This window comes from Bacillus sp. FSL W7-1346 (assembly GCF_038593335.1).
GTDB classification, from domain to species: domain Bacteria; phylum Bacillota; class Bacilli; order Bacillales; family Bacillaceae; genus Bacillus; species Bacillus altitudinis.
Map to the genome: position 1 here is coordinate 851,382 of NZ_CP151988.1, position 20,664 is coordinate 872,045.

Annotated in this window: 26 protein-coding genes and 1 pseudogene; 15 read left to right on the forward strand and 12 right to left on the reverse strand. The window is 41.0% G+C overall.

The genetic code is table 11. The features are described 5' to 3' along the window. Positions 1–33: 33 nt before the first annotated feature. A complete protein-coding gene (locus tag NST09_RS04195; protein WP_035391280.1) occupies positions 34–1,290 on the reverse strand; it encodes a transcriptional regulator in 1,257 nt (418 codons plus the stop codon). Between the two features lie 270 nt (positions 1,291–1,560). Here NST09_RS04195 and NST09_RS04200 point away from each other — a divergent pair, with 270 nt between their 5' ends. After that, entirely contained in the window at positions 1,561–2,148 is a 588-nt protein-coding gene (locus tag NST09_RS04200) for a nitroreductase (protein ID WP_232516929.1), read from the forward strand. 34 nt (positions 2,149–2,182) lie between these two features. On the opposite strand, the gene NST09_RS04205 is transcribed toward NST09_RS04200, so the two are convergent. From NST09_RS04205 to NST09_RS04215, 3 genes are all read right to left on the reverse strand, one after another. Next, the gene (locus NST09_RS04205; protein WP_048002109.1) at positions 2,183–2,338 is read right to left on the reverse strand and encodes a YfhD family protein; all 156 of its coding nucleotides are present in this window, start codon (positions 2,336–2,338) and stop codon (positions 2,183–2,185) included. A 61-nt stretch (positions 2,339–2,399) separates the two neighbouring features. Then, positions 2,400–2,510 (reverse strand): YfhE family protein, encoded by a 111-nt coding sequence (locus tag NST09_RS04210; RefSeq protein WP_017358836.1) that lies wholly within the window; start codon positions 2,508–2,510, stop codon positions 2,400–2,402. A gap of 52 nt (positions 2,511–2,562) precedes the next feature. Then, on the reverse strand, positions 2,563–3,459 hold the full coding sequence (locus NST09_RS04215; protein WP_099496396.1) for a TIGR01777 family oxidoreductase: 897 nt from the start codon (positions 3,457–3,459) through the stop codon (positions 2,563–2,565). A 95-nt stretch (positions 3,460–3,554) separates the two neighbouring features. Between NST09_RS04215 and recX the strand changes: the two genes are divergently transcribed. Next, positions 3,555–4,346 (forward strand): recombination regulator RecX, encoded by a 792-nt coding sequence (gene recX, locus NST09_RS04220; protein ID WP_159145525.1) that lies wholly within the window; start codon positions 3,555–3,557, stop codon positions 4,344–4,346. 3 nt (positions 4,347–4,349) lie between these two features. After that, entirely contained in the window at positions 4,350–4,664 is a 315-nt protein-coding gene (locus tag NST09_RS04225; protein WP_079919263.1) for a YfhH family protein, read from the forward strand. Between the two features lie 62 nt (positions 4,665–4,726). Here NST09_RS04225 and NST09_RS04230 read toward each other — a convergent pair whose 3' ends face one another. Continuing rightward, a complete protein-coding gene (locus NST09_RS04230) occupies positions 4,727–4,900 on the reverse strand; it encodes a YpzG family protein (protein WP_003217811.1) in 174 nt (57 codons plus the stop codon). Between the two features lie 25 nt (positions 4,901–4,925). Beyond that, the gene (locus NST09_RS04235) at positions 4,926–5,075 is read right to left on the reverse strand and encodes a small, acid-soluble spore protein K (protein WP_003217849.1); all 150 of its coding nucleotides are present in this window, start codon (positions 5,073–5,075) and stop codon (positions 4,926–4,928) included. A gap of 116 nt (positions 5,076–5,191) precedes the next feature. Between NST09_RS04235 and NST09_RS04240 the strand changes: the two genes are divergently transcribed. The 3 genes from NST09_RS04240 to NST09_RS04250 all read left to right on the forward strand — a co-directional run bounded on the left by NST09_RS04240 (position 5,192) and on the right by NST09_RS04250 (position 9,430). Then, positions 5,192–5,464, forward strand: a complete 273-nt coding sequence (locus tag NST09_RS04240) for a YfhJ family protein (RefSeq protein WP_017366871.1) — start codon at positions 5,192–5,194, stop codon at positions 5,462–5,464. 300 nt (positions 5,465–5,764) lie between these two features. After that, complete coding sequence (locus NST09_RS04245) at positions 5,765–6,748, forward strand: glycosyltransferase family 2 protein (protein ID WP_008341983.1); 984 nt, start codon at positions 5,765–5,767, stop codon at positions 6,746–6,748. 87 nt (positions 6,749–6,835) lie between these two features. Next, complete coding sequence (locus NST09_RS04250; protein WP_342493380.1) at positions 6,836–9,430, forward strand: YfhO family protein; 2,595 nt, start codon at positions 6,836–6,838, stop codon at positions 9,428–9,430. 22 nt (positions 9,431–9,452) lie between these two features. On the opposite strand, the gene NST09_RS04255 is transcribed toward NST09_RS04250, so the two are convergent. Next, positions 9,453–10,586 carry an NAD(P)/FAD-dependent oxidoreductase gene (locus NST09_RS04255; RefSeq protein ID WP_342493381.1) on the reverse strand — a complete coding sequence of 378 codons (1,134 nt, stop codon included), beginning with the start codon at positions 10,584–10,586 and terminating at the stop codon, positions 9,453–9,455. Positions 10,587–10,792: 206 nt separating this feature from the next. Between NST09_RS04255 and NST09_RS04260 the strand changes: the two genes are divergently transcribed. Further along, positions 10,793–11,260, forward strand: coding sequence for a DinB family protein (locus NST09_RS04260; RefSeq protein WP_017366875.1), 468 nt, complete (start codon positions 10,793–10,795; stop codon positions 11,258–11,260). Between the two features lie 4 nt (positions 11,261–11,264). On the opposite strand, the gene NST09_RS04265 is transcribed toward NST09_RS04260, so the two are convergent. The 3 genes from NST09_RS04265 to NST09_RS04275 form a co-directional block, all read right to left on the reverse strand. Further along, the gene (locus NST09_RS04265) at positions 11,265–11,687 is read right to left on the reverse strand and encodes a regulatory YrvL family protein (RefSeq protein WP_017366876.1); all 423 of its coding nucleotides are present in this window, start codon (positions 11,685–11,687) and stop codon (positions 11,265–11,267) included. A 68-nt stretch (positions 11,688–11,755) separates the two neighbouring features. Continuing rightward, a complete protein-coding gene (locus NST09_RS04270; RefSeq protein ID WP_017358845.1) occupies positions 11,756–12,919 on the reverse strand; it encodes an oxalate decarboxylase family bicupin in 1,164 nt (387 codons plus the stop codon). Between the two features lie 94 nt (positions 12,920–13,013). Further along, positions 13,014–13,178 (reverse strand): YvrJ family protein, encoded by a 165-nt coding sequence (locus tag NST09_RS04275; RefSeq protein WP_003217819.1) that lies wholly within the window; start codon positions 13,176–13,178, stop codon positions 13,014–13,016. Between the two features lie 166 nt (positions 13,179–13,344). Between NST09_RS04275 and NST09_RS04280 the strand changes: the two genes are divergently transcribed. Both NST09_RS04280 and rsoA read left to right on the forward strand, forming a co-directional pair. Next, positions 13,345–13,947, forward strand: a complete 603-nt coding sequence (locus NST09_RS04280; RefSeq protein WP_035703760.1) for a sigma-70 family RNA polymerase sigma factor — start codon at positions 13,345–13,347, stop codon at positions 13,945–13,947. Further along, positions 13,895–14,116, forward strand: coding sequence for a sigma-O factor regulator RsoA (gene rsoA / locus NST09_RS04285; RefSeq protein WP_335357695.1), 222 nt, complete (start codon positions 13,895–13,897; stop codon positions 14,114–14,116). Before NST09_RS04280 ends, rsoA begins: the two co-directional genes overlap by 53 nt. Before the next feature lie 27 nt (positions 14,117–14,143). Here rsoA and NST09_RS04290 read toward each other — a convergent pair whose 3' ends face one another. After that, entirely contained in the window at positions 14,144–15,124 is a 981-nt protein-coding gene (locus tag NST09_RS04290) for a metal-dependent hydrolase (RefSeq protein WP_035391259.1), read from the reverse strand. Positions 15,125–15,315: 191 nt separating this feature from the next. Between NST09_RS04290 and mutY the strand changes: the two genes are divergently transcribed. Further along, complete coding sequence (gene mutY / locus NST09_RS04295; protein ID WP_212339201.1) at positions 15,316–16,416, forward strand: A/G-specific adenine glycosylase; 1,101 nt, start codon at positions 15,316–15,318, stop codon at positions 16,414–16,416. On the opposite strand, the gene NST09_RS04300 is transcribed toward mutY, so the two are convergent. Beyond that, positions 16,403–16,627 (reverse strand): hypothetical protein, encoded by a 225-nt coding sequence (locus NST09_RS04300; protein WP_008341962.1) that lies wholly within the window; start codon positions 16,625–16,627, stop codon positions 16,403–16,405. The genes mutY and NST09_RS04300 overlap by 14 nt on opposite strands. An 81-nt stretch (positions 16,628–16,708) precedes the next feature. Here NST09_RS04300 and fabL point away from each other — a divergent pair, with 81 nt between their 5' ends. From fabL to NST09_RS04325, 5 genes and pseudogenes are all read left to right on the forward strand, one after another. After that, a complete protein-coding gene (gene fabL, locus NST09_RS04305) occupies positions 16,709–17,461 on the forward strand; it encodes an enoyl-[acyl-carrier-protein] reductase FabL (RefSeq protein WP_007496726.1) in 753 nt (250 codons plus the stop codon). 75 nt (positions 17,462–17,536) lie between these two features. Beyond that, a pseudogene (locus NST09_RS04310) lies at positions 17,537–17,686 on the forward strand (gamma-type small acid-soluble spore protein); the annotation flags it as partial. Positions 17,687–17,860: 174 nt separating this feature from the next. After that, a complete protein-coding gene (locus NST09_RS04315) occupies positions 17,861–18,121 on the forward strand; it encodes a YgaB family protein (RefSeq protein WP_035391255.1) in 261 nt (86 codons plus the stop codon). Between the two features lie 147 nt (positions 18,122–18,268). Beyond that, positions 18,269–18,799, forward strand: a complete 531-nt coding sequence (locus tag NST09_RS04320; protein WP_008341956.1) for a DUF402 domain-containing protein — start codon at positions 18,269–18,271, stop codon at positions 18,797–18,799. A gap of 95 nt (positions 18,800–18,894) precedes the next feature. Beyond that, positions 18,895–20,637, forward strand: a complete 1,743-nt coding sequence (locus NST09_RS04325; RefSeq protein WP_041090773.1) for an ABC transporter ATP-binding protein — start codon at positions 18,895–18,897, stop codon at positions 20,635–20,637. Positions 20,638–20,664: the final 27 nt, after the last annotated feature.

The window sequence follows — 20,664 nt, forward strand, 5'->3', positions numbered from 1 at the left end:
ATAGAAAAAGCATGACCTTCGATCGGCAGAAGGTCATGCTTTTTTGTAATATGGGATAAATGATGCTAAGTGATCAAGCAGCTTCGTTGTGTAAGACATATATGCACGCTTATCAAGCTCAGAAGCCGCATAGGAAAGCAAGGTTCTAAGAGCAAACAAGTACTCATTGTGGAGCTGATTGTGTTCAAAGTAAGGAATCGCTGCTTCTACTAAATAAGTTTTCAAATCATGAGGATTCTCTTCAATCATCAATTTATAGATTTTAATCATATATAAACAGTTTGGTTGAATACGAGGCTGTTTGAGCAGCTCGTGTATGTATGGAAGCGCCTTTTTGCGATCATATTCCGCATACAATGTTGCGATTTCATAAAGCGTTTCACAGTAACGATCTTCTATCTGTTCTTGATTAAAATAATTGAGTGAATCTAGTAAATAAGGCACAGCGGATGAGAAATCTCCTTGGCGTTTTAAGAGAACCCCGTAATAAAAATAAGCTGTCATCTTAATATAAGCATCAGGGTGAAGCGACGTGTGTAAAATCACTTCTTTTAAATATCTTTTAGCTGTTTGAAAGGCCTTTAATTCTAGTGAGATGACCCCATGAATGAGTGTACAATGGATGACCCGCTTGAAATTATTTTTTTGTCTATACAAATCCATTGCTTGATGTGTGGCCTCAAGCGCATCACCGAGATGCCCCATAGCTCCAAGTGCTTTTGCATAGTGATAATACAGGTCACTCTGTTCAACAGAAGCGTAAGAAAAGCAGCTTTCAAGTCTTTTCAATCCTTCTTCGAGCTGACCGATTTTAATCTGGTGGATGCCATCTAGATATTCAAACGTTTCTTTTTCTGTGTCAATAAAGGTTTTTTCAAACTTTTTAAGCACGCGGTGTGTTTTTAAGGCAAGCTGTTGTTTTTCTGTTAATAAATAAAATTGAAATAAGGACAAATGATACTGAATCCCTAAATCTAGCGAAAAGAACTGTTCCTCGTGATGAATGATCATTTCTGCATTTTGCTCTGCTTGATCGAGCGCATAGAAATACATGTTCATTTGAAACTCATCGAGCAATGACAGCAGGTGACGCGCCTTTTGCGACAGCGTTTCTTGACTAATTCCAAGCCGTTCAAGCAAAAGATTGATCGTATCTTGATTGGCCTCTTTTGAGCCATTTTCAATTTTACTTAAATGAGAGACAGAACAAATTCCTTCTGCCAACTCCGATTGGGTCATATTTTGTTTATAACGATAGAGTTTGATGATTTGCCCAATATTGATTTTCATTCCATCCAGAAGCCTCCCTTCCAATCATGGGTTGAAAGCTTTTTGAAAAAATAGCCGCATGAGACAAAGTGGAAATACCTGAAATCATTTCATCATCTTGGCTTTTTTCTCAAAATTTGTTTAAAACGTAATATGATTGTAACATTACTTGAAAAAGTCAAACAACTTTTTAGCAGAGAGGTGAGGTCCTATTTGCAAACAACACATGATCATGTTTATAATGTGAATGAGAATCAATTTCAATTAAGGTTGATTGAAAGGATGACATATATGCCAGAAACAAAACAACAAACAGAAGCGTTAACGGTTCGAGACGCTGTCAGATATAGACGATCGATTCGAAAATTCAAAGAAACACCGGTGAGGATTGAGCAGCTTCAGCCATTATTAGAGGATGCAGTCTATGCACCCAATCATAAAATCACGGAACCTTGGCGTTTTTTATATGCAGTGACGGATGAAGCAAAAGAGGTATTTGTTGAGCGGTTCATTGCTTTCTTTAAACGCAACAACCCAGACGCAAAAGAAGAAAAGATCAATCAGTACAGAGATTATTTTTCTAAAGTACCAGCACTTTTACTTGTTGTTTTAAAAGAAGACGAAAATCCAGTTGTGAGAAATGATGATTTTGCCGCTGTGAGTGCGCTCATTCAAAACTTCCAGCTGCTGGCTTGGGATCAAAGAATCGGTATGGTATGGAAGAGCGGCCGTATTTTATACGACAAAGGGTTTCAACAGGATATGGGATTAAAGGAAAACGAACGCTTTGCTGCGATTCTTCACATCGGTTATCCAGAAGAGGTGCCTGAGGAAAAGTCACGTCAGAAGGCATCAACCCTGCTAACTGAAATCAAATAAAAACAGACCTTGTGATAGGGTCTGTTTTTTTTACTTATTGTTTTTTGGCACGCTGATCGGCTGCTTTCATACGTGCCATCGCTTTTACGTCATTCGGATCTGCAAGTTCTTTGGAAAATTCAACATATTCGCCATCCGTCTCTTGTGCCGCAAGCTGCTGGTTGGATTTTTTGAGTTGGTCTTTTTTCAAAGCTTTTCCCTCCTTTACAAGATCACTTTAGTTATGTGCTTGTAAAAGAGGAATATCCGCTTTATTTGTTTCTTTTTTCTGCTGCTCTTTCCGCTTTTTTGAATTCCTGCTGATACAGAACTTCCTGGGTTTTCTTCAGTTTTGAAGTCGGCTGGTGTTCTTTTTTCTTCATCAAAATCGCCCCCTCATCTCATTTTTAATAGGATGGGTGTTTTTGACAACATTTATTCCTCTGAATGCAAAATCGCTTCTTTTAGCTCAGGGAGTAAAAATTCATAAGAAGACAGCAGTGCCTTTTTCGGCAGGGCGCGCTGGCCTTCTAATACAAGCAATGACATGTCGCCAAGAGCGGTTTTGATGACAAAGGACGGCACCTTCAGCCAGTGAGGGCGATGAAGGACAGATGCAATGGTTTGCCCCAGCTGCTTCATTTGAACAGGATTTGGAGACGTGACATTGAGTGGACCTGATATGTGATCATGTAGAATGGCATACGCAATGAGATGTGCTACATCCTCCACGTGAACCCAAGATACCCATTGCGAGCCAGAGCCAATTGTTCCACCGGCAAACAGCTTGTATGGCAAGGTCATAAGAGGAAGTGTGCCTTTCTCTCCTAGCACTACCCCAAAGCGTGTATAAACCGTGCGAATACCGAGCGCCTCAATTTTTTGCCCTTCAGCTTCCCAAAGCTTTGACGTATGACTTAAAAAGTCTGTATCGGCTGGTGGGGCCTCCTCCGTAAAATCCTCTGTCTTGGAAGTGCCATAGATACCGACAGCACTTGCTTGAATGAGCACAGATGGTTTCGATTCCTGCGCTTCTATGATGCGTCTTACTTCTTGCGTTGATTGAAGACGACTGGAGAGAATGCCTTTTTTTGCTTTGTCCGTCCAGCGTGTGAAAATGGATTTTCCAGCAAGGTTAATCCATACATCAATCGCAGGCAATTCATGTTCAGGCTTAGCACCTTCTGTCAGCCACTGCACATAGTGTAAATGATTTTGTTCGGATTCCTTTGGATTTCTTGTTAAAATATATAGATGATGTCCTTCAGCTGCGAGCACCTTTGTGATATGCTGGCCGATAAACCCGGTTCCTCCGGTAATGGCGATATTCAATTGACATCTTCTCCTCTCATATACATACCTATATCTTTCACGATTTTGAATCAGAAGAAACATCCTGACTGTTTGAAAAAAGGAGTGATCACAGGATGCCCTATATTACGAAAATCTCTGCTCAGAAAAACAATACAGAACGCGTGAACATCTTTCTTGATGAAAAGTACGCTTTTAGCGTTGATCTAGATGTGCTCGTCCAGCATGATTTGAAAAAGGGAAAAGAGCTGGACGAAGCCGATATCATAGAGATTCAATTCGGTGATGCAGTAAAAAAAGGATTTCAGCAGGCCGTCGATTATTTATCGTATCGGATGAGATCAGTGAAAGAAGTCACCGATTATTTGACGAAAAAAGACATACCAGCACCTGCTATTAGTGAAATTATACACAAATTAAAACATTATAAGTATGTAAATGATCTTGAATTTGCAGAAGCATATGTAAGCACCCACCGAAAAACGAATAGCAAAGGCCCGTCAGTGCTAAAAAAAGAATTAAAGCTGAAAGGCATAGACGATGACACCATCGAACAAGCACTATCGCAATATCCGAATGATTTGCAGCTAGAGGAAGCAGTGAAACAAGTGCTGAAGCTGGTTAAGAAAGAGAAAAACCGGTCCGCAAAAGAAATTGAACAGCGTATCAAATTGCAGCTTCAGCGAAAAGGATTTTCATTTGATATCATTGATAAAGCCCTTCAAGAAGCCTATGATGGACAAGAAGAGGAAAAGGAAGAAGAAGCCCTTCACTATATGCTTGAGAAGGCAAAACGCAAGGTAGGATATGACGGATCATTTGAGAAAAAAATGAAAGTGAAGCAATTCCTTTACCGAAAAGGATTTGATCTTGATATAATTGATCACGTTTTAGACAAAGGGGAATGACAGATGGAAAAACGCTATAGTGAAATGACAGAATACGAATTAAAGCAGGAGATTGCCGCTCTTTCTGAAAAAGCAAGAAAGGCTGAGCAGCTAGGCATTGTGAATGAATATGCCGTGTTGGAGCGGAAAATTGACATGGCGAAAGCCTATTTATTAGATCCAGCTACTATTCAGACGAAAACGACCTATCACATCAAAGATACAGACGAGCAGTTTTATGTGGAGTATTTAAATGGGGTTTTTGCTTGGGGCTACAGAGTTTCAGAGCCAAATAAAGAAGATGCTCTGCCGATTTCAATGCTTACGCAAAAGGACTGATCAATAGCCATTTGCTGAGGTAAGAAGAAAAAGGACTGATCCCTAGAGATCAGTCCTTTTCTTTACTTCGAACGTTGTTTACGGACGTTGTTCTGAAGTACGATGTCGTGCTGCGTTTGCTGCGTTTCTCCGTTGACCTGAGAGGCAGAATGTTTAGCATTCGCCCATGGTTGAGGGTAAGCGGTTGTTCTTAATTGAACAAAGTCTTCCATATACGATTTCCCATTTGAACTCATATCTCAAGCACTCCCTTTGGAAAAATTAGCGTTTCCCTGATGCCCTCATACGTTCCTGTGGACGTGTATTCGTCTCACCGTTCGGCCTTTTAGACGCATAAGCATCTGTGGCCCCTGGTTCGCCTTCAAACTTGTGATTCACTTGATTTGGAAAGCCCTTTGCTTTATTACGCATACTGATTCCCTCCAAACAATACAAATCATTTGCGTCTTTTGAAGACGTAAGGGTAGTATATGAAAAAAGAGATTTTTTTAAAAAGGCACTTTCTGCTAGATGAAGGAGGAACCAGTATGGAACAATATTTTGAGCGATTAACCGAACAACTAATGGAAAAAAACAATATGCTCACATATGAAGAAGCACGTACATGGGTAGAGCTCCTTTGGAGTGATTTTGAAACAACCTATGCAAAGGCTGGCCGCAAGTATAAAGGACAAGAAACGACTGAACGGATTGTCCGAGAATGGATCGAAAGCTACGGCGCTCAGTTGCATTTATTTCAAAATAAACAATCGAAGGCAAATGAGCATCTGCAACAAAACGACAAAGGGCTGCTGCATTAAAAGGGTTGCCCTTTTCACTTCCACTCATTTTTTCAATAAACAGGGAAATATATAATTGACCAAACAATTTTATGAAACAATACCCAGTCTGTGATCAAAATTACAGGCTTTTTACAATGGATAAACTTAAAATTACATTAAATTCATGTTGGTGAAAATCACTGGAAATAAAACTCTGATATAATGTAACGATTAAGGATACATGAAATTTATGGATAATAAAAAAGGGTTTCGTTTTCTGACAAAAAAGGAATAATGAACATAACAGACTATGTGAAAAAAGTGAAGAGAAGGTGCGATATGGAACGGGAACTGCTCTCTGTTATAATTCCTTCTTACAATGAAGGTGAAAACATCAGACGAATCTTTGAGGCACTCGAGGAAGAGTTTCGCGATTTTCATTATGACTTTGAAATCATCTTTGTGAATGATGGAAGCAAAGACAATACGCTTCAATACATGAGAGAGCTCTCTCACAAAAGTGCAAAAGTCAAATACATTTCCTTTTCTCGTAACTTTGGGAAAGAAGCTGCAATTTTAGCAGGTCTTGAGCATGCAAAAGGGGAAGCTGCGATCATTATGGACGCCGACCTGCAGCACCCAACGTATTTGATTCAGGATTTTGTTAGAGGCTACGAAGAAGGTTATCATCAAGTCATTGCCAAACGAAACCGTAAAGGGGACAGCAAGCTTCGTTCTTACCTATCATCGATGTATTATAAAGTGATGAACAAGGTGGTCGAAGTGGACTTGCGTGATGGCGTAGGAGATTTCCGCTTAATTTCCCGTCAAGCGATCGACGCATTGCTTCAGCTGAAAGAGGGAAATCGTTTTTCAAAAGGCCTTTTTTGCTGGATTGGCTTTGAAGAAAAGGTCATCTATTATGAAAATGTGGAAAGACAGCATGGTGATACAAAATGGTCACTGAAGAAATTATTTAACTACGGGATTGATGGTGTCATTTCCTTTAACAACCGCCCGCTGCGTATTTGTTTTTATACGGGTATTTTGATCTTATTTCTCTCTTTGATTTACATCGTGGCGACCTTTATTCAAATCGTCAGAACGGGCATCATGGTACCGGGTTATTTCACTTTAATCTCAGCTGTGCTTTTCCTCGGTGGTGTCCAGCTCTTGAGTCTAGGTGTGATCGGAGAATACATTGGCCGAATTTACTATGAAACGAAAAAGAGGCCGCATTACTTAATTCAAGAATCAAATGTCATGGAACAAGAGACAAGCTCAAAAGAACAAGACCGAGTGTTAACGCAGTTATTTAAATAACGTGGAGTCAAATAACCGGCAAGCACGAATCGCTTGCTGGGTTGTTTTGTTTCAATGAACAGTGGATCTTTTGGAGAAAGGATTTAGATGATGAAACGTAGATGGATACTCATTGGGATGTGCCTCATTCTTGCTTTATTAGGACACTCCTTTTTCTTATATGAATATACGCAAGGCCGATATATGACAGGAGATGGGGATGGCATTTCGCAAATGCTCCCATTTAAAAAATTGCTTTACGATGAATACGTCAAAGGGAACTTCTTTTATTCCTATCAATTCGGTCTAGGCGGCGGTACATATACGCAATTAGGTTATTATTTTACAACGTCGATGGTCTTTATGGTCACAGTCGCTGTTGTCTGGTTGTTAAATGCGCTCCACCTTATTCAGTCAACAGACATTCACTTTTGGGCAAATGCAGTTATCTGGCTGAGTGTGATCAAGCTGACAGTCATTCTGTTCATCGCATATCGTGTGCTCCTTTCGATTGTGCAGCATAGGCTGGGGGCGCTGACAGGTGCCGGTATTTACGGACTGTCTATTGTGTACTTTCGACATCAAACGTTTTGGGAGTTTTTCACCGACAGCATGATGTGGCTTCCGCTGCTTGTGCTCGGGGTTGAACGTATTTTCAAAACAGGCAAGCCAGCATGGTTTATTGCGGCTTGCAGTCTCATGCTGATCAATAATTTTTACTTTGCTTACATTCACTTTATCTTTTTAGCCATTTATCTCGTCTTCAGATATATGATTAAGCTTCATAGCGAGGAGCGAGGCTGGAAGGTGTTCTGGACCTTTGCGATCTCTACGTTGTTATCGTTTGGGATCAGTGCTGCCTTTTTTATCCCGTCTGTTTACGGCTTTCTCAATAATGTAAGACCGCCGTATGAACAGGCAATTCCTTGGTTTGAGCTGCATGATCATCTGCTGTTTACAAGCAGGGTGTATTTATTGCCGGTCATCTTTCTGATTTGTCTGTTTCTCGTTCCGCTTTACCGGAACAGATGGTTTTTCATGTTCACATCGATCAGTGTTCTGCTGATCATTTTTCACTACAGTCCAAAGATGGCGAGCGTGTTTAATGGTTTTTCTGCACCGCAGTACAGATTTGAATATATTCTTGCTTTTACAGTTGGAGCAGCCGTAGCCATCACCATCAAGCATTTCTCGCAAATTGAGTGGAAGTGGAAAAAACGTGCGGTTTTAGGCGCTTGGCTTGTATTCCTTCTCGCAGTCGCTCTTTCAGAACGAGCAAAGGGAAATATGGATGTTGTTGTATTTACCGGAATAGGACTGCTTGTGATCAGTTTGTTCTTCCTCTCGATACATGCGGGAAAACGTCTGCACCTTCGTCTCTTTTCAGCTGTGCTCATCGTTGTGAGCTTACTGACAGCAGCTGTGTATCAGCAGGGCTACTTATTTGAAAGAAGCAATATTAAGAGCGTATCAGATACGTATCTGAATAGTGAGGCGTATGCTGGACATGAGCAAATGAAGCTCATTCAGCAGATTCAAAGCCGCTCAAAAGAAGATCCGCTTGCCCGGATTGATTGGATGAACGGCGTGCGCAACAACACCCCGTTATTTGAAGGCTTTCAAGGCATGAGTGCGTATTCAAGTATATTGAATCAGCATCTGCTCCATTTCTACTGGAATGACCTGCAAATTGATATGGGACGGGAAAGTGTCAGCCGGTATGCAACAATGGGGGACAGGGCGAATTTATACAGTCTGACCTACGGGAAGTATTATATGAGAGACAAAAGGATGTCTTACTCACCGCCAGCTGATTTCAAGCCAATCTTGGAAAGCGAGCATTATGAAGTGTATGAAAATACACGTCCGCTCCCATTTGCAAGAACAACGAGTACCGTCTATTCAGAAAAGTCACTAGAGCATGCGTCAGCACTTGATAAAGAACATGCGATGTTGCAAGGTGTGATCTTAAACAAAAAAGGAAATGCTGAAATCGACCAATCGCCTGATCGAATAAAGGATACAAACATTCATACTGAACAAGCGGTATACGAAAATGGCGTGCTTGATGTATACGGGAAAACGGGCGGGCTGAATATCACCCTTCCAGATGATATCGCTCGCGTGGGGGATGTGTATGTGAGCTTTTATGTGAAGCGGACCGACCGTAACGAAGGGTTTCAGTTATCTGTGGATGACTACGTCACATCACGCAAAAGCAATACGTCTATCTACAAAACAGGCGTTAATGACGTGACGATTCGAGTCCCTGCGGAAAAAATCCTTTCCATACGAGTTCCAAAAGGGACGTATGAGCTGAGTCAATTAAAGCTGTATCATGAGCCTTACCGCACCCTTGCGCGGGCATATGAAAAAGAAAAACAGGATGATGGCAGCCAGCAGGTGAAGCTTAAAAATAACCGCTTTACGATTTCTTATGAGAACAAGCGCGGCGATGATTATATGATTCTGCCTGTTCCATATGAAAAAGGCTGGGAGCTCACGGTGAACGGCCATCAAACCGAGATTGAACAAGCCAATTATGCGTTTATCGGTTTTCCAATAGAAAAAGGCAAAAACGAGATCGTGCTAACCTACTATCCGCCTTATATCAGAATACTAGCGTTCATTTCACTGATCAGTTTGATCGCTGCGATTTTATATGCATGGAGAAAACACAAGAAACACCACTTTTCAGCATAAGTGGTGTTTTTTATCTTTCATCTCATACGTAAGTTTCTTCATCCCATTCAATCGTGTATTCGTTCATTTTTTTATCAATATCGTTTTGAATACTCATGTGCTGAAATAGCGCATTCAATTCTTCTGTCCTCTTTCTTCGATCTTTTTCATAATAATAGAACGCATCTCGATAATCATGATCCCTTAGCATCTTTGCTATGAGCATGGCATCTTCTAGACTATACGATGCTCCTTGACCAACAAAAGGGTTCGCCGTATGTACCGCATCACCTACAAGAACAACACGTCCTTTTGACCACACAGGAAAATCCTTTATTTCATAGATACTTCTTGGAAAGAACATGTTAGTATGATCGATGATGTCAGAAAGGTGTTTAGGAATGTTCCAATGTTCCATTTGTTTATATAATAACTGTCGGATGGTTTCTTTATTGGCTTTCTCAAAATGTTTTGTAGGTAACTTCTCAGGACACTGAGAGAAAGCTTGCCATAAAATATTCATTTTATTTGTTGGATGCGCTTTCCCAAAAATGAATTGAAAGTTTCCGTCATTGTAAAAATAACTTGTTGCCTCATCCAATACAAAATCCTTCACAAACGATACTCCTTGTAGTCCCCAAAAACCGCTATAGTCTAATTTAGCATTAAACGCAATAGCCTCTCTTGTTTTCGAAAAAGTTCCATCTGCTCCTATTACAATATCACCTGTTATCTCAGTTTCATCATCAAAAAGAACCTGAACGGAATGAGGCTGCTGTGTGATTGAGATTAACTTTTTGTTGTATTTCACTTCTATTCCTTGGCGGTGAACTTCTTTTAAAAGTGATTTGATGATTTGGTCTCTCATGACGTTCAGTAAAGGGGCATCATAATATTTTTCGCTATAATTGTGAAAGATCGCTTCTACTTCATTTTCACTGTTTATTTGCTGGATCTTCTTTATCACGGTTGCATTTGCTATCACTTCATTTTTACACCCGATTCCATCCAAAATCTTTACCCCATTCGGAGATAGTAAAAAACCTGCTCCTGTTTCTAATTCTTCATCTGACCTGCTTTCATAAATCGTACTTTCCATTCCAGCCTTTTTTAAAAATAAAGCAGTAGCCAATCCTGCTACACCACTGCCGATAATGATTACATTTTGAGATTTCATCATTTTTCCTCCCCTTTTATAAACAGACCGGTCGGTTTATTTTAGTGCAAAAAAATAAGCTTTTTCATATAGGACAGCGTATCACAATTCCCCCTTTTCATTTGGTAATTAAAGTATATGATAATATGTTATAAATGATTTCGCAAGGATGAAACAAACCAATTTCTGATCAACTTCTTTTAAAAACATGAAGGGGATAACAAAACATGAACAAAGACACCGTGATAAAACACTATGAACACACCCTTGAATGGGTACAGTCACTAACGGAAGTAACAGAAGAAGAATGGCGTAGCGCCATCGCTGATGGAAAGTGGAGCATTGCTGAGATCATCGCACATTTCGTTCCATGGGATGAATTTATTTTACACGATCGCCTAAAGGAATTTTGGAACAATAAAGCGTTACCTCAGGCACCTGATGTGCATGAAATGAATCAGCAGTCAGCCGAAAGAGCAAGAAAGGAAGAGAGAAGCGAGACGATCGGGCGATTTATTGTTGTTAGAACAAAATTGCTTCAAGAAATGAAGAAAATCGAAGCATCTCGCTGGACTACACCCTTTCTGATCGGTCAAACTGAGCTGACGTTATCAAGTTATTTTCAAGGTTTGATTAAACATGATCTCCATCATATGGAGCAGGTCAAACAAGCGCTCTCCACAAAAAGACGATAGCGCCTCACGAAGCTTCCTTATCAAACGAAAACGACGCATAATCAAACAAAAAATGAAATAACCAAAGACTTAGCGCAAAGAGAATTTCTTCAGAAGTAGTCAGCAAAATGCCGTCAACCAATTCGTCTGATACATAGACAGCACCCCAAATAAACAAAAGGTGAAATAAAACGGCATAGAAAACGATAGATCGTTTTTTGGACCGACACTTACGAACAAACCGCATGAGCACGTGTTCCAGATGTTCAAAAGAGATCCCAAGTACAACATAGATGCCCATAAACAGAATCAACGATAAAATCGATTGATAAAAAGCACCCGTCAAATGAAAGAACAGCACACAAAACAACAAAAATATGTAACAGACAGCTGATAGCGCCATGAGCCATTTCAGCCCTTGCCATAAAGCGTGAACAGATTGTTGCATGGGTAAACAACACTCCTTTACATGAAGATACCTGCAAAAAGGACAGCCTTTTTGCAGGAAGGTTGGAATTAATCCTCTTTTTTAGGTGCAGCGATGACAGGATGTTTTTCTGTATCAAGCAGTTTTAAGAATTCTTCGCCTTGATCTAAATGATCCAAAACAAGCTGTTTCGGTGTCACCGCAAGCCACTGATTGAGTGAAATGTCTGCATAATGATCGCTCTTAAAGATTTCTAAGAAATAGAGCGGTTCGTCGCCTGTATTTTCTACATAATGCCCCATCGCAAATGGCACATAGCCAACGTCTCCCGCCTGATAGTTGAAGGTTCTCGCATGTCCATCAGAAGCAAATACCGTCATTCGAGCTTTTCCAGAAATGAAATATTGCCATTCATCCGTATTTGGATGCCAGTGCAGCTCACGAATGGCACCTGGATCAACTTTCACAAGAGCGGATGCAATCGTTTTAGACGCTTTGAAATTGGTAGAGTCCGCAATCCACACTTGTCCACCGCTTGACGTAATTGGCTCTTGTTTTAATAGCTCATATTTAAAGGAATTCGGGACTTCTCCTTGCTCTGTTTGCACCTTGTCACATTCAAGGGAACCAGGAATTCCTTTTTGGAAAATATACTTCTCTTTCTCTGGCAGCTTCTTAAATTGCTCCTTTGTCATTCCAAAGTTTTGGAGAACGACTTCCTCTGGGGTATGCGCAAGCCAATCAGTCACTTGGAACGTACTATTTTCAGAGAAGGAACCATCATCAAACACAAGCAAGAACTCAGCTCCTGGTTCAAGTGCTTGAATAGAGTGCGGCAAGCCTGAAGGGAAGTACCATAAATCTCCCTCAGTCACATCCTCTGTAAAATTCCGCCCCTCTGCATCAACCGATGTAATTCTTGCTTCCCCATAAATCATGTACGCCCATTCCGCTTCCTTATGCCAGTGCAGCTCACGAATCGCACCAGGCTTTAGCCGCATGTTCACAGAGGCAAGACTTTTAGAGATAGGCAGTTCACGCACCGTTACCTCGCGGGCATAGCCGCCTTTTTCTAAACGGTTGTGCGTATCAGAAAAAGAATATTTCATGTTGGGAACCGTTCCATGATCGGTTTCTGGTGGCGTGAGCATATCTGGGTTTTGTCTGTCTCGCTCGAGATTACGTGGAATTTTGACCGTTGCTCCTTTTTCTCCTCGAATCGGCTGCGGTACACCATTTTGCTTTTCACTCATGATAAAATCCCCTTTCAACATCGTATTGTGTGAGGTGACAAAAGGCCTTTCATTTCGCCCTCGTTTTCATAAGGTGAAACGAATCAAGAAGATGTCAATCTGATTCATCATTTTTTTGAACAGCGACCAATCGTTGGATGAGTTTGCTTAATTCATCAAACTTTCGTTCAAAACGTGTCAGCAAGTAAACTGTCAAAATGGCAGGAAAGCCAGCCTGACCGAGCTGCTTCAGCCATTCCTCCGAAAAAAAGGTCTCCATTTGTCTCACCTCCCAGCGGATGCTCGTCTTCTCTATAAGTGGTATGAAAGAAGAAATAGGAAATCAAAGGGGGAGAAAATGAACCATTAGACCCGTTTCACAAAGTTTACTTTTTTTAACTTTTGTCCACTTAATGCAAGTAGAGAGAACAAAGGGGAGGATGCACATGGATTATCGGCTGTTATTGAAAGCAAAATGGAAGGAAATCGTTGACCACCCGCTCATTCAGCAATTTTTAAGCAATCCTAAAAACCAGCAACTGCTTAGGCAAGTCATGGAAGAGCCAAACGAAGAAAATGCGAAAAAACTAGATTCCGAGTTCAAGCAGTTTTATCAAAAAATCCGCATCATCAAGTATATTTCCACAATGATCCGCATCTTTTCAGTCGACTTTGACAAACGAGTGAAAAAAAAGCAGCAGCGTTTTCCGCTCATACTCGATCATCCTGATACGCAAGAAGTGAAAGACCCTGTTCAAACAGATACGTATGAAGCTGTGCTCTTTAACCAACAAGACTTAGGGGAGCACCTGCAAGACAAAAGATTGTACAAGGCCTACCAGCAGCTCACAGACAAACAAAAAATGGTCTTAACCCAAATCTATGTCGAAGGCCTAACGATGAAAGAAATAGCCGATCAGTTAGGCGAAACAAGACAAAACATCTCAAACATTCACAAAAAAGCGCTCAACAAACTAAAAGAAGAAACAGGGGGAGATGTCCGTGCCCGAAGACAAAATGACCAATGGAGAAATGGAAGAACTCATTGAAACCTTCACACCCATGATCAAAAAGAAACTACAAAACACGGCATATCAAGAAAGAGAAGACCTCGAACAAGAACTTTATATCAAACTCATCGAAAAAGTAGACTGGCTGATTTACCAAGAAGGACCTGGCTTTTGGGAGTTTATTGTGGAATATATGACGAAGATGTAAGAGTTGTAAGCACAAAAAAAGACTCGCTCACACAGAGCCGAGTCTTAATTTTTTTTGCAGTTTTTCTTCACTGAAAATCCAGCCGGTATAGGAATTTTTGATTTGGTGGTCCATGTCGATATGGCAGATCGCGACAAAAGGATAGTGACCTTTGCTGCGGTAGCGCAAATCAATGAACCGTACTTCATAATGATCCTTGTATTTATCCACTTCCCACCGGTAGACAGGGGAGAAGGAGAGAAAGGCTGATATGTTTTCATCTTGCTTGGCAATTTTCATAATCTCTGTATCAGGGACCGGCACACGGTTAAAGGTGTCTAAAATGATGATCTCACCATTCATACTGCGTCCAACATGGAAAGAGGATTTACATTTCACAGCAATACGCCATTGTCTAAACTTCATTGTAGGCGAAATGATTATTTCCTCAATCTCATCGAATCGTGCACGCAGCTGGCGTTTAATCTGAAGCTGCATGATGACTCTGACGATATAATAACAGAAAATCACGGCATACAGCGTAATAAACGTATAGCCGGGATGCCCGCCAATCGCCCAAACGACAATGGCGACAAGATGTGTAAAAAAGATAAACGGATCAAACGTGTTAATGATCCCAAGCGCTACCCATTTTTTTGAAAATGGACGAATGGCCTGCGTGCCGTAAGCATTGAAAATATCGACAAACACATGAAGCACGACGGCTAATAGTGTCCATAACCAAAGGTGAAGTAAATTTGCCCCCGGCACAAATGGGAAAATCACAGCCGGAATCAGCAATGACCAAAACAGTACAGCCGGAATGGAATGAGTAAATCCTCGGTGATTTCTTATATAAACTGCATTATTTTTTAGTTTTAGCACAGTATCAATGTCTGGTGCTTGGGAGCCGGCGATGGTCGCGATCATCACAGCGTGTGCCATGTGTGGATCTGCGCTGACGGCTGGATCTAAAAGCGCAAGTCCCCCAAGAGAAATGCCCATTACTACATGAGTACCAGTGTCCAATTGATTACCTCCTAGTTGTCATGCTTAGGAACAATCATACAAAGTATACGTTTCTCATCAAGACTATGTGCAAAATCACTTTTGCTTTATCCCGATTTAATGTAACATGTTAACGTATCTACAAACAGTATACAACAAATAAGGTTCTTTTCAGAACGTTAGCTCTCGGTTCGATAAGAAGGAGTATAGAGATGAAAGACATTCAAGAAAAGCTGGACCGCAAAGATATTGCGGGCTTTCAGTATGATTTAATCGATTGGTATGAAAAAGAACAACGGACACTTCCATGGCGTGAAAATCAAGATCCATACCGCGTCTGGGTATCAGAAGTGATGCTTCAGCAAACGAGAGTGGATACGGTCATTCCGTACTTCAATCGGTTTATGGAGCAATTCCCGACGGTGAAAGATCTCGCACTAGCTGATGAAGAAAAGGTCATGAAAGCATGGGAAGGTCTTGGCTACTACTCAAGAGTGCGTAATTTACAGGCTGCTGTGAAAGAAGTATATGAATCCTACGAGGGCGTTGTCCCTGATACGAAAGAGCAATTTTCAAAGCTGAAAGGTGTAGGTCCGTATACGAGCGGCGCAGTGCTGAGTATCGCTTATAACAAGCCATACCCTGCGGTAGACGGCAACGTGATGAGGGTCATTTCCCGTATCTTGTCCATATGGGATGATATTGCAAAACCAAAAACGAGAAACATTTTCGAATTTGCGGTTGATCAGCTCATTTCCCGGGAAAAGCCGTCAGAATTCAATCAAGGGCTAATGGAGCTAGGTGCACTTATTTGCACCCCAACCTCTCCTGCATGCCTCATTTGTCCTGTAAACATGCATTGCTCAGCACTGGAGGAAGGCGTTCAGCATGAGCTGCCGGTGAAAAGTAAAAAGAAAAAGCCGACTGCGAAATCAATGGCAGCAGCGGTGCTATTTGACGATGCAGGCCATCTTTATATTCATAAACGTCCAAGTACAGGTCTGCTTGCGAATTTATGGGAGTTCCCAAACATGGAAACAATGAAGGGAAGAAAAACGGAAAAAGAGCAGCTGATTGATTTCTTAAAAGAGGAAGCGGGTGTACAAGCAGAACTTGGTGATTTAGAAGGCACCATTCAACATGTATTTACCCACCTCATCTGGAATATTTCTGTTTTCTTTGGACGTGTGACCTCTGTATCTGATGACACGATGCTGAAAAAAGTCACAACAGAAGAATTTGAGGCATATGCTTTGCCAGTCTCACATCAAAAAATATGGAAGATGGCACTTGAACAGCCTAGTCATATTTAACCGTTGTACCATGGGTATAATCGGCTTCATTTCGGTGCAGACCCCCGCGGTTTTCAATTTCAGAAATGATTTCTCGATACTTAGATTGCCCTTCTTCGTTTAAATAAGGTAAAATTTGTTGGAAAGCATGATGAAAAAAAGCAAGCTCAGTATCTTTCCATTGATCCTTTGACATCATGCCAAGCTGGCTTAAATCGCGTCCGACATACATGAATGTAACCTCCTAATAGGAACTTTCCTATTAGTGTGAAGCGAATGGACGAAAACTATTCAAATCAGGAGATGAACCATAATGAACAAGCGTAAATGTGCACTAATTACAGGCAGCAGTAGAGGTGTCGGGAAAGAAGTAGCCCTTCGCCTGGCTGAAAAAGGATATGACATTGTCATTAACTATGCAAGAAGCAAAAAAGCAGCACTTGAAACAGCTGAAGAAATTGAAGCGATGGGTGTTAAAACATTAGTTGTCAAAGCCAACGTTGGTCAGCCAGAGAAAATCAAAGACATGTTCCAGCAAATTGACGAAACGTTTGGCCGTTTAGACGTATTTGTGAACAATGCGGCATCTGGCGTTCAGCGCCCAATCATGGATCTTGAAGAAAATCATTGGGACTGGACCATGAATATCAATGCGAAGGCCTTGTTATTCTGCGGACAAGAAGCAGCCAAATTAATGGAGAAAAACGGCGGCGGACATATCGTCAGCATTAGCTCACTAGGCTCTATTCGCTACCTTGAAAACTACACGGTGGTCGGTGTATCTAAAGCAGCACTAGAAGCTTTGACACGCTACCTATCCGTTGAGCTGTCACAAAAAAATATCGTCGTAAATGCCGTATCAGGCGGCGCCATTGATACAGATGCACTCAAGCACTTCCCAAATCGTGAAGAGTTATTAGAAGACGCTAAGAAAAATACACCAGCAGGCCGTATGGTGGAAATTAAAGACATGGTCGACAGTGTAGAATTCCTTGTATCAGGCAAAGCAGATATGATTAGAGGACAGACGATTATCGTCGATGGCGGACGTTCTTTGCTTGTTTAAAAAAATGATGAATAAGATGTACACCTTCTGCACAAATTAATGTGCGTGGAGGTGATAATGATGGATAAACAACAAAACAAAACAAACGCACAACAAGTGAAAAAACAAAACCAAGCTGCTGCACAAGGCGGTCAATATGGCACTGAATTTGCTAGCGAGACTGACGCACAGCACGTAAAAAAATACAACCAAAAAGCTGAGCAAAACAAACAACAAAACAGCTAATCACTGAAACAAAGGGAAGCACTTCATCTACGAATGAAGTGCTTTTCTTTTTGCCTCTTTCCACCATCCGACAAAACCTGTAAAACCTCTACATAAACAGTCAAAGGACTTCTTCCTTCTTTCAAGAAATGGTATAGATACAAAAAGTGGAATCGAAGGAAAGGGAGGAGTTAGATGTCTGATTTCGATCAGCTTGTCAAAGAACAAATGCAGCTTATGGATCAGCTGCTCGATGTACAAGGAGAACTTGATCTGTACTTAGAGACAGAAAAACAATTGCTGCAAGGTGAAAAAAAGGAAGAGCGGCATAAGCTTCATGATCAAATCAAACAGAAACGAGAGGAACTGCAAAAAGTCCAGACACTATTTACAAAACAGACTAAACAAGTCATCAATTCGTATAAACAAATGGAGAAGAGCTCAACCGTGATGTAAAAGAGTGTGCCGTTCAATTGGGTTGAATGGCTTTTTCATTTCATTTTTTAATGATGTAACGGTATAATATAATAGAGACATGTTTAGTTGGGAAATTAGGTCTTTGGACTGTTAGGTTTGTTTGTTATAGAAAGTAGGGGAGAAAATATGGGCTATCCCAAGGAAGGAGAAACCATCCAAATTCAAAGCTATAAACATAATGGCTTGATCCACAGGATTTGGAATGAAACCACCATTCTGAAAGCAACGGAATTGTGTATCATTGGTGCAAACGATCGAACAATGGTGACTGAATCCGATGGCCGAACATGGATGACAAGAGAACCGGCTATTTGCTATTTTCATGCAAAACAATGGTTTAATGTCATTGGGATGCTTCGAGATGATGGGGTGTATTATTACTGCAACATCAGCTCTCCTTTTGCGACAGATGAAGAGGCGATTAAGTATATTGATTACGACTTAGATGTCAAAGTCTTTCCGGACATGACGTATAATATTTTGGATGAGGATGAATATGCAGATCATAAGAGGCAGATGAATTATCCAAAAGAAATCGATAGTATCTTACGAGAGCATCTAAATACATTACTGCATTGGATTCACCAGCGGAAGGGACCGTTTGCTCCAGAATTTGTGGATATGTGGTATGAACGTTTTTTGCGTTATACAAAATAAGTAACAGCAGCTAAAACCTGTTTGGCTTTTCAAAGCCAACAGGTTTTTGACTGCGTACGGATAAGAGGCACTGATAGATTGGGAAGGAGATTTACATGGGGGTCATAAAACGTTACATGGCTTTTGTAACACCGTATAAAAAACAGATTGCATTGACAATGGTGATCGGAATGATTAAGTTCTCGATCCCCTTAACATTGCCTCTGCTTTTAAAGTATGTCATTGATGATGTCATTCAAGGCTCTGGATCGGCTGAAGAAAAAACATCCACTCTCTTTATTATTATGGGAATCATGCTTGTATTATTTTTAGTGATGAGACCGCCTGTTGAGTACTACAGACAATACTATGCGCAGTGGACAGGCAGTAAAGTATTATTTGATATTCGGGAAAAACTGTTCTCGCACATTCAAAAGCTAAGCCTTCGTTATTACGCCAACACGAGAACAGGGGAAATTATTTCAAGGGTCATCAACGATGTGGAGCAAACAAAGGAATTTGTCATCACAGGGCTTATGAACATTTGGCTTGATTTGATGACCGTCCTGATTGTGATAGCCATTATGTGTACACTGGATCTTAAACTCACCATTGTGTCTGTCATTATTTTTCCGCTGTATGCGTTAGCAGTGAAGTATTTTTACGGACGGCTTCGCAAACTGACAAAAGAGCGGTCGCAGGCACTCGCTGAGGTACAAGGGCACCTGCATGAGCGAGTACAAGGAATGCCTGTCATTCGCAGCTTTGCGATTGAAGAATACGAACAAGAGAATTTTCACGATGAAAATAAAAATTTCTTAAACAAAGCGATCAATCATACGAATTGGAATGCCAAAACATTCGCCGTCGTCAATACGATCACAGACATTGCGCCGCTGCTCATCATTGCTTTTGCTGGCTATACCGTCATTAACGGGTCGCTTTCAATTGGGACAATGATTGCCTTTGTCGGCTACATTGACCGGATGTACAACCCGATTCGTCGTCTCATTAACTCATCGACGACTTTAACTCAGTCAGTAGCCTCAATGGATCGTATTTTTGAGTTTATTGATGAACCGTATGAAGTAACAGACAAGCCCAATGCAAAAGAAGCCAATCACTTAAAAGGAGAGGTAGAATTTAAAGATGTGACGTTCCGTTACGAACATACACAGGAAGAGATTTTACACAATATCTCCTTGAAAGTAGAAAAAGGTCAAACTGTTGCGCTTGTAGGAATGAGCGGCGGAGGGAAGTCGACACTCGTCAGCTTAATTCCAAGATTTTATGATGTTACAAGCGGATCACTCGAAATTGACGGCATTGATATTAAAGAGTACAAGGCAAGAAGCCTGCGTAATCAAGTCGGAATGGTGCTCCAAGATACATTCTTATTCAGTGACACCATAAAAGAAAATATCGCTGTGGGAGACCCGGAAGCATCCTTTGAGAAAATTGTGTCGGCTGCCAAAGCGGCTAATGCGCATGATTTTATCATGTCTCTTCCTGAAGGATATGACACGAAAGTAGGAGAACGTGGCGTAAAGCTATCAGGCGGTCAAAAACAACGAATTTCAATTGCAAGGGTATTTCTTAAAAATCCACCGCTGCTTATTTTAGACGAAGCGACGTCTGCACTTGATTTAGAAAGTGAACATTACATTCAAGAAGCGATGCAAAAGCTGGCAAAAGATCGCACAACTTTTATAGTTGCGCACCGTTTATCAACGATTACACATGCGGACCTCATTGTGGTCATGGAACAAGGCGAGATTGTGGAAAAAGGAACACATGAAGAATTAATGAACCGAGACAGCCACTATCGCCATCTATTTACCATTCAAACATTAAATTAGTAGAAGCCTATCCGATTCTAGCGGATA

Bases quoted from the DNA above. Each gene is read 5' to 3' on its own strand.
- NST09_RS04195 (WP_035391280.1), bottom strand. From the start codon at position 1,290: ATGAAAATCAATATTGGGCAAATCATCAAACTCTATCGTTATAAACAA.
- NST09_RS04200 (WP_232516929.1), top strand. From the start codon at position 1,561: ATGCCAGAAACAAAACAACAAACAGAAGCGTTAACGGTTCGAGACGCT.
- NST09_RS04210 (WP_017358836.1), bottom strand. From the start codon at position 2,510: ATGAAGAAAAAAGAACACCAGCCGACTTCAAAACTGAAGAAAACCCAG.
- recX (WP_159145525.1), top strand. From the start codon at position 3,555: ATGCCCTATATTACGAAAATCTCTGCTCAGAAAAACAATACAGAACGC.
- NST09_RS04225 (WP_079919263.1), top strand. From the start codon at position 4,350: ATGGAAAAACGCTATAGTGAAATGACAGAATACGAATTAAAGCAGGAG.
- NST09_RS04230 (WP_003217811.1), bottom strand. From the start codon at position 4,900: ATGAGTTCAAATGGGAAATCGTATATGGAAGACTTTGTTCAATTAAGA.
- NST09_RS04235 (WP_003217849.1), bottom strand. From the start codon at position 5,075: ATGCGTAATAAAGCAAAGGGCTTTCCAAATCAAGTGAATCACAAGTTT.
- NST09_RS04240 (WP_017366871.1), top strand. From the start codon at position 5,192: ATGGAACAATATTTTGAGCGATTAACCGAACAACTAATGGAAAAAAAC.
- NST09_RS04245 (WP_008341983.1), top strand. From the start codon at position 5,765: ATGGAACGGGAACTGCTCTCTGTTATAATTCCTTCTTACAATGAAGGT.
- NST09_RS04250 (WP_342493380.1), top strand. From the start codon at position 6,836: ATGATGAAACGTAGATGGATACTCATTGGGATGTGCCTCATTCTTGCT.
- NST09_RS04255 (WP_342493381.1), bottom strand. From the start codon at position 10,586: ATGAAATCTCAAAATGTAATCATTATCGGCAGTGGTGTAGCAGGATTG.
- NST09_RS04260 (WP_017366875.1), top strand. From the start codon at position 10,793: ATGAACAAAGACACCGTGATAAAACACTATGAACACACCCTTGAATGG.
- NST09_RS04265 (WP_017366876.1), bottom strand. From the start codon at position 11,687: ATGCAACAATCTGTTCACGCTTTATGGCAAGGGCTGAAATGGCTCATG.
- NST09_RS04270 (WP_017358845.1), bottom strand. From the start codon at position 12,919: ATGAGTGAAAAGCAAAATGGTGTACCGCAGCCGATTCGAGGAGAAAAA.
- NST09_RS04275 (WP_003217819.1), bottom strand. From the start codon at position 13,178: ATGGAGACCTTTTTTTCGGAGGAATGGCTGAAGCAGCTCGGTCAGGCT.
- NST09_RS04280 (WP_035703760.1), top strand. From the start codon at position 13,345: ATGGATTATCGGCTGTTATTGAAAGCAAAATGGAAGGAAATCGTTGAC.
- rsoA (WP_335357695.1), top strand. From the start codon at position 13,895: ATGTCCGTGCCCGAAGACAAAATGACCAATGGAGAAATGGAAGAACTC.
- mutY (WP_212339201.1), top strand. From the start codon at position 15,316: ATGAAAGACATTCAAGAAAAGCTGGACCGCAAAGATATTGCGGGCTTT.
- NST09_RS04300 (WP_008341962.1), bottom strand. From the start codon at position 16,627: ATGTATGTCGGACGCGATTTAAGCCAGCTTGGCATGATGTCAAAGGAT.
- fabL (WP_007496726.1), top strand. From the start codon at position 16,709: ATGAACAAGCGTAAATGTGCACTAATTACAGGCAGCAGTAGAGGTGTC.
- NST09_RS04315 (WP_035391255.1), top strand. From the start codon at position 17,861: ATGTCTGATTTCGATCAGCTTGTCAAAGAACAAATGCAGCTTATGGAT.
- NST09_RS04320 (WP_008341956.1), top strand. From the start codon at position 18,269: ATGGGCTATCCCAAGGAAGGAGAAACCATCCAAATTCAAAGCTATAAA.
- NST09_RS04325 (WP_041090773.1), top strand. From the start codon at position 18,895: ATGGGGGTCATAAAACGTTACATGGCTTTTGTAACACCGTATAAAAAA.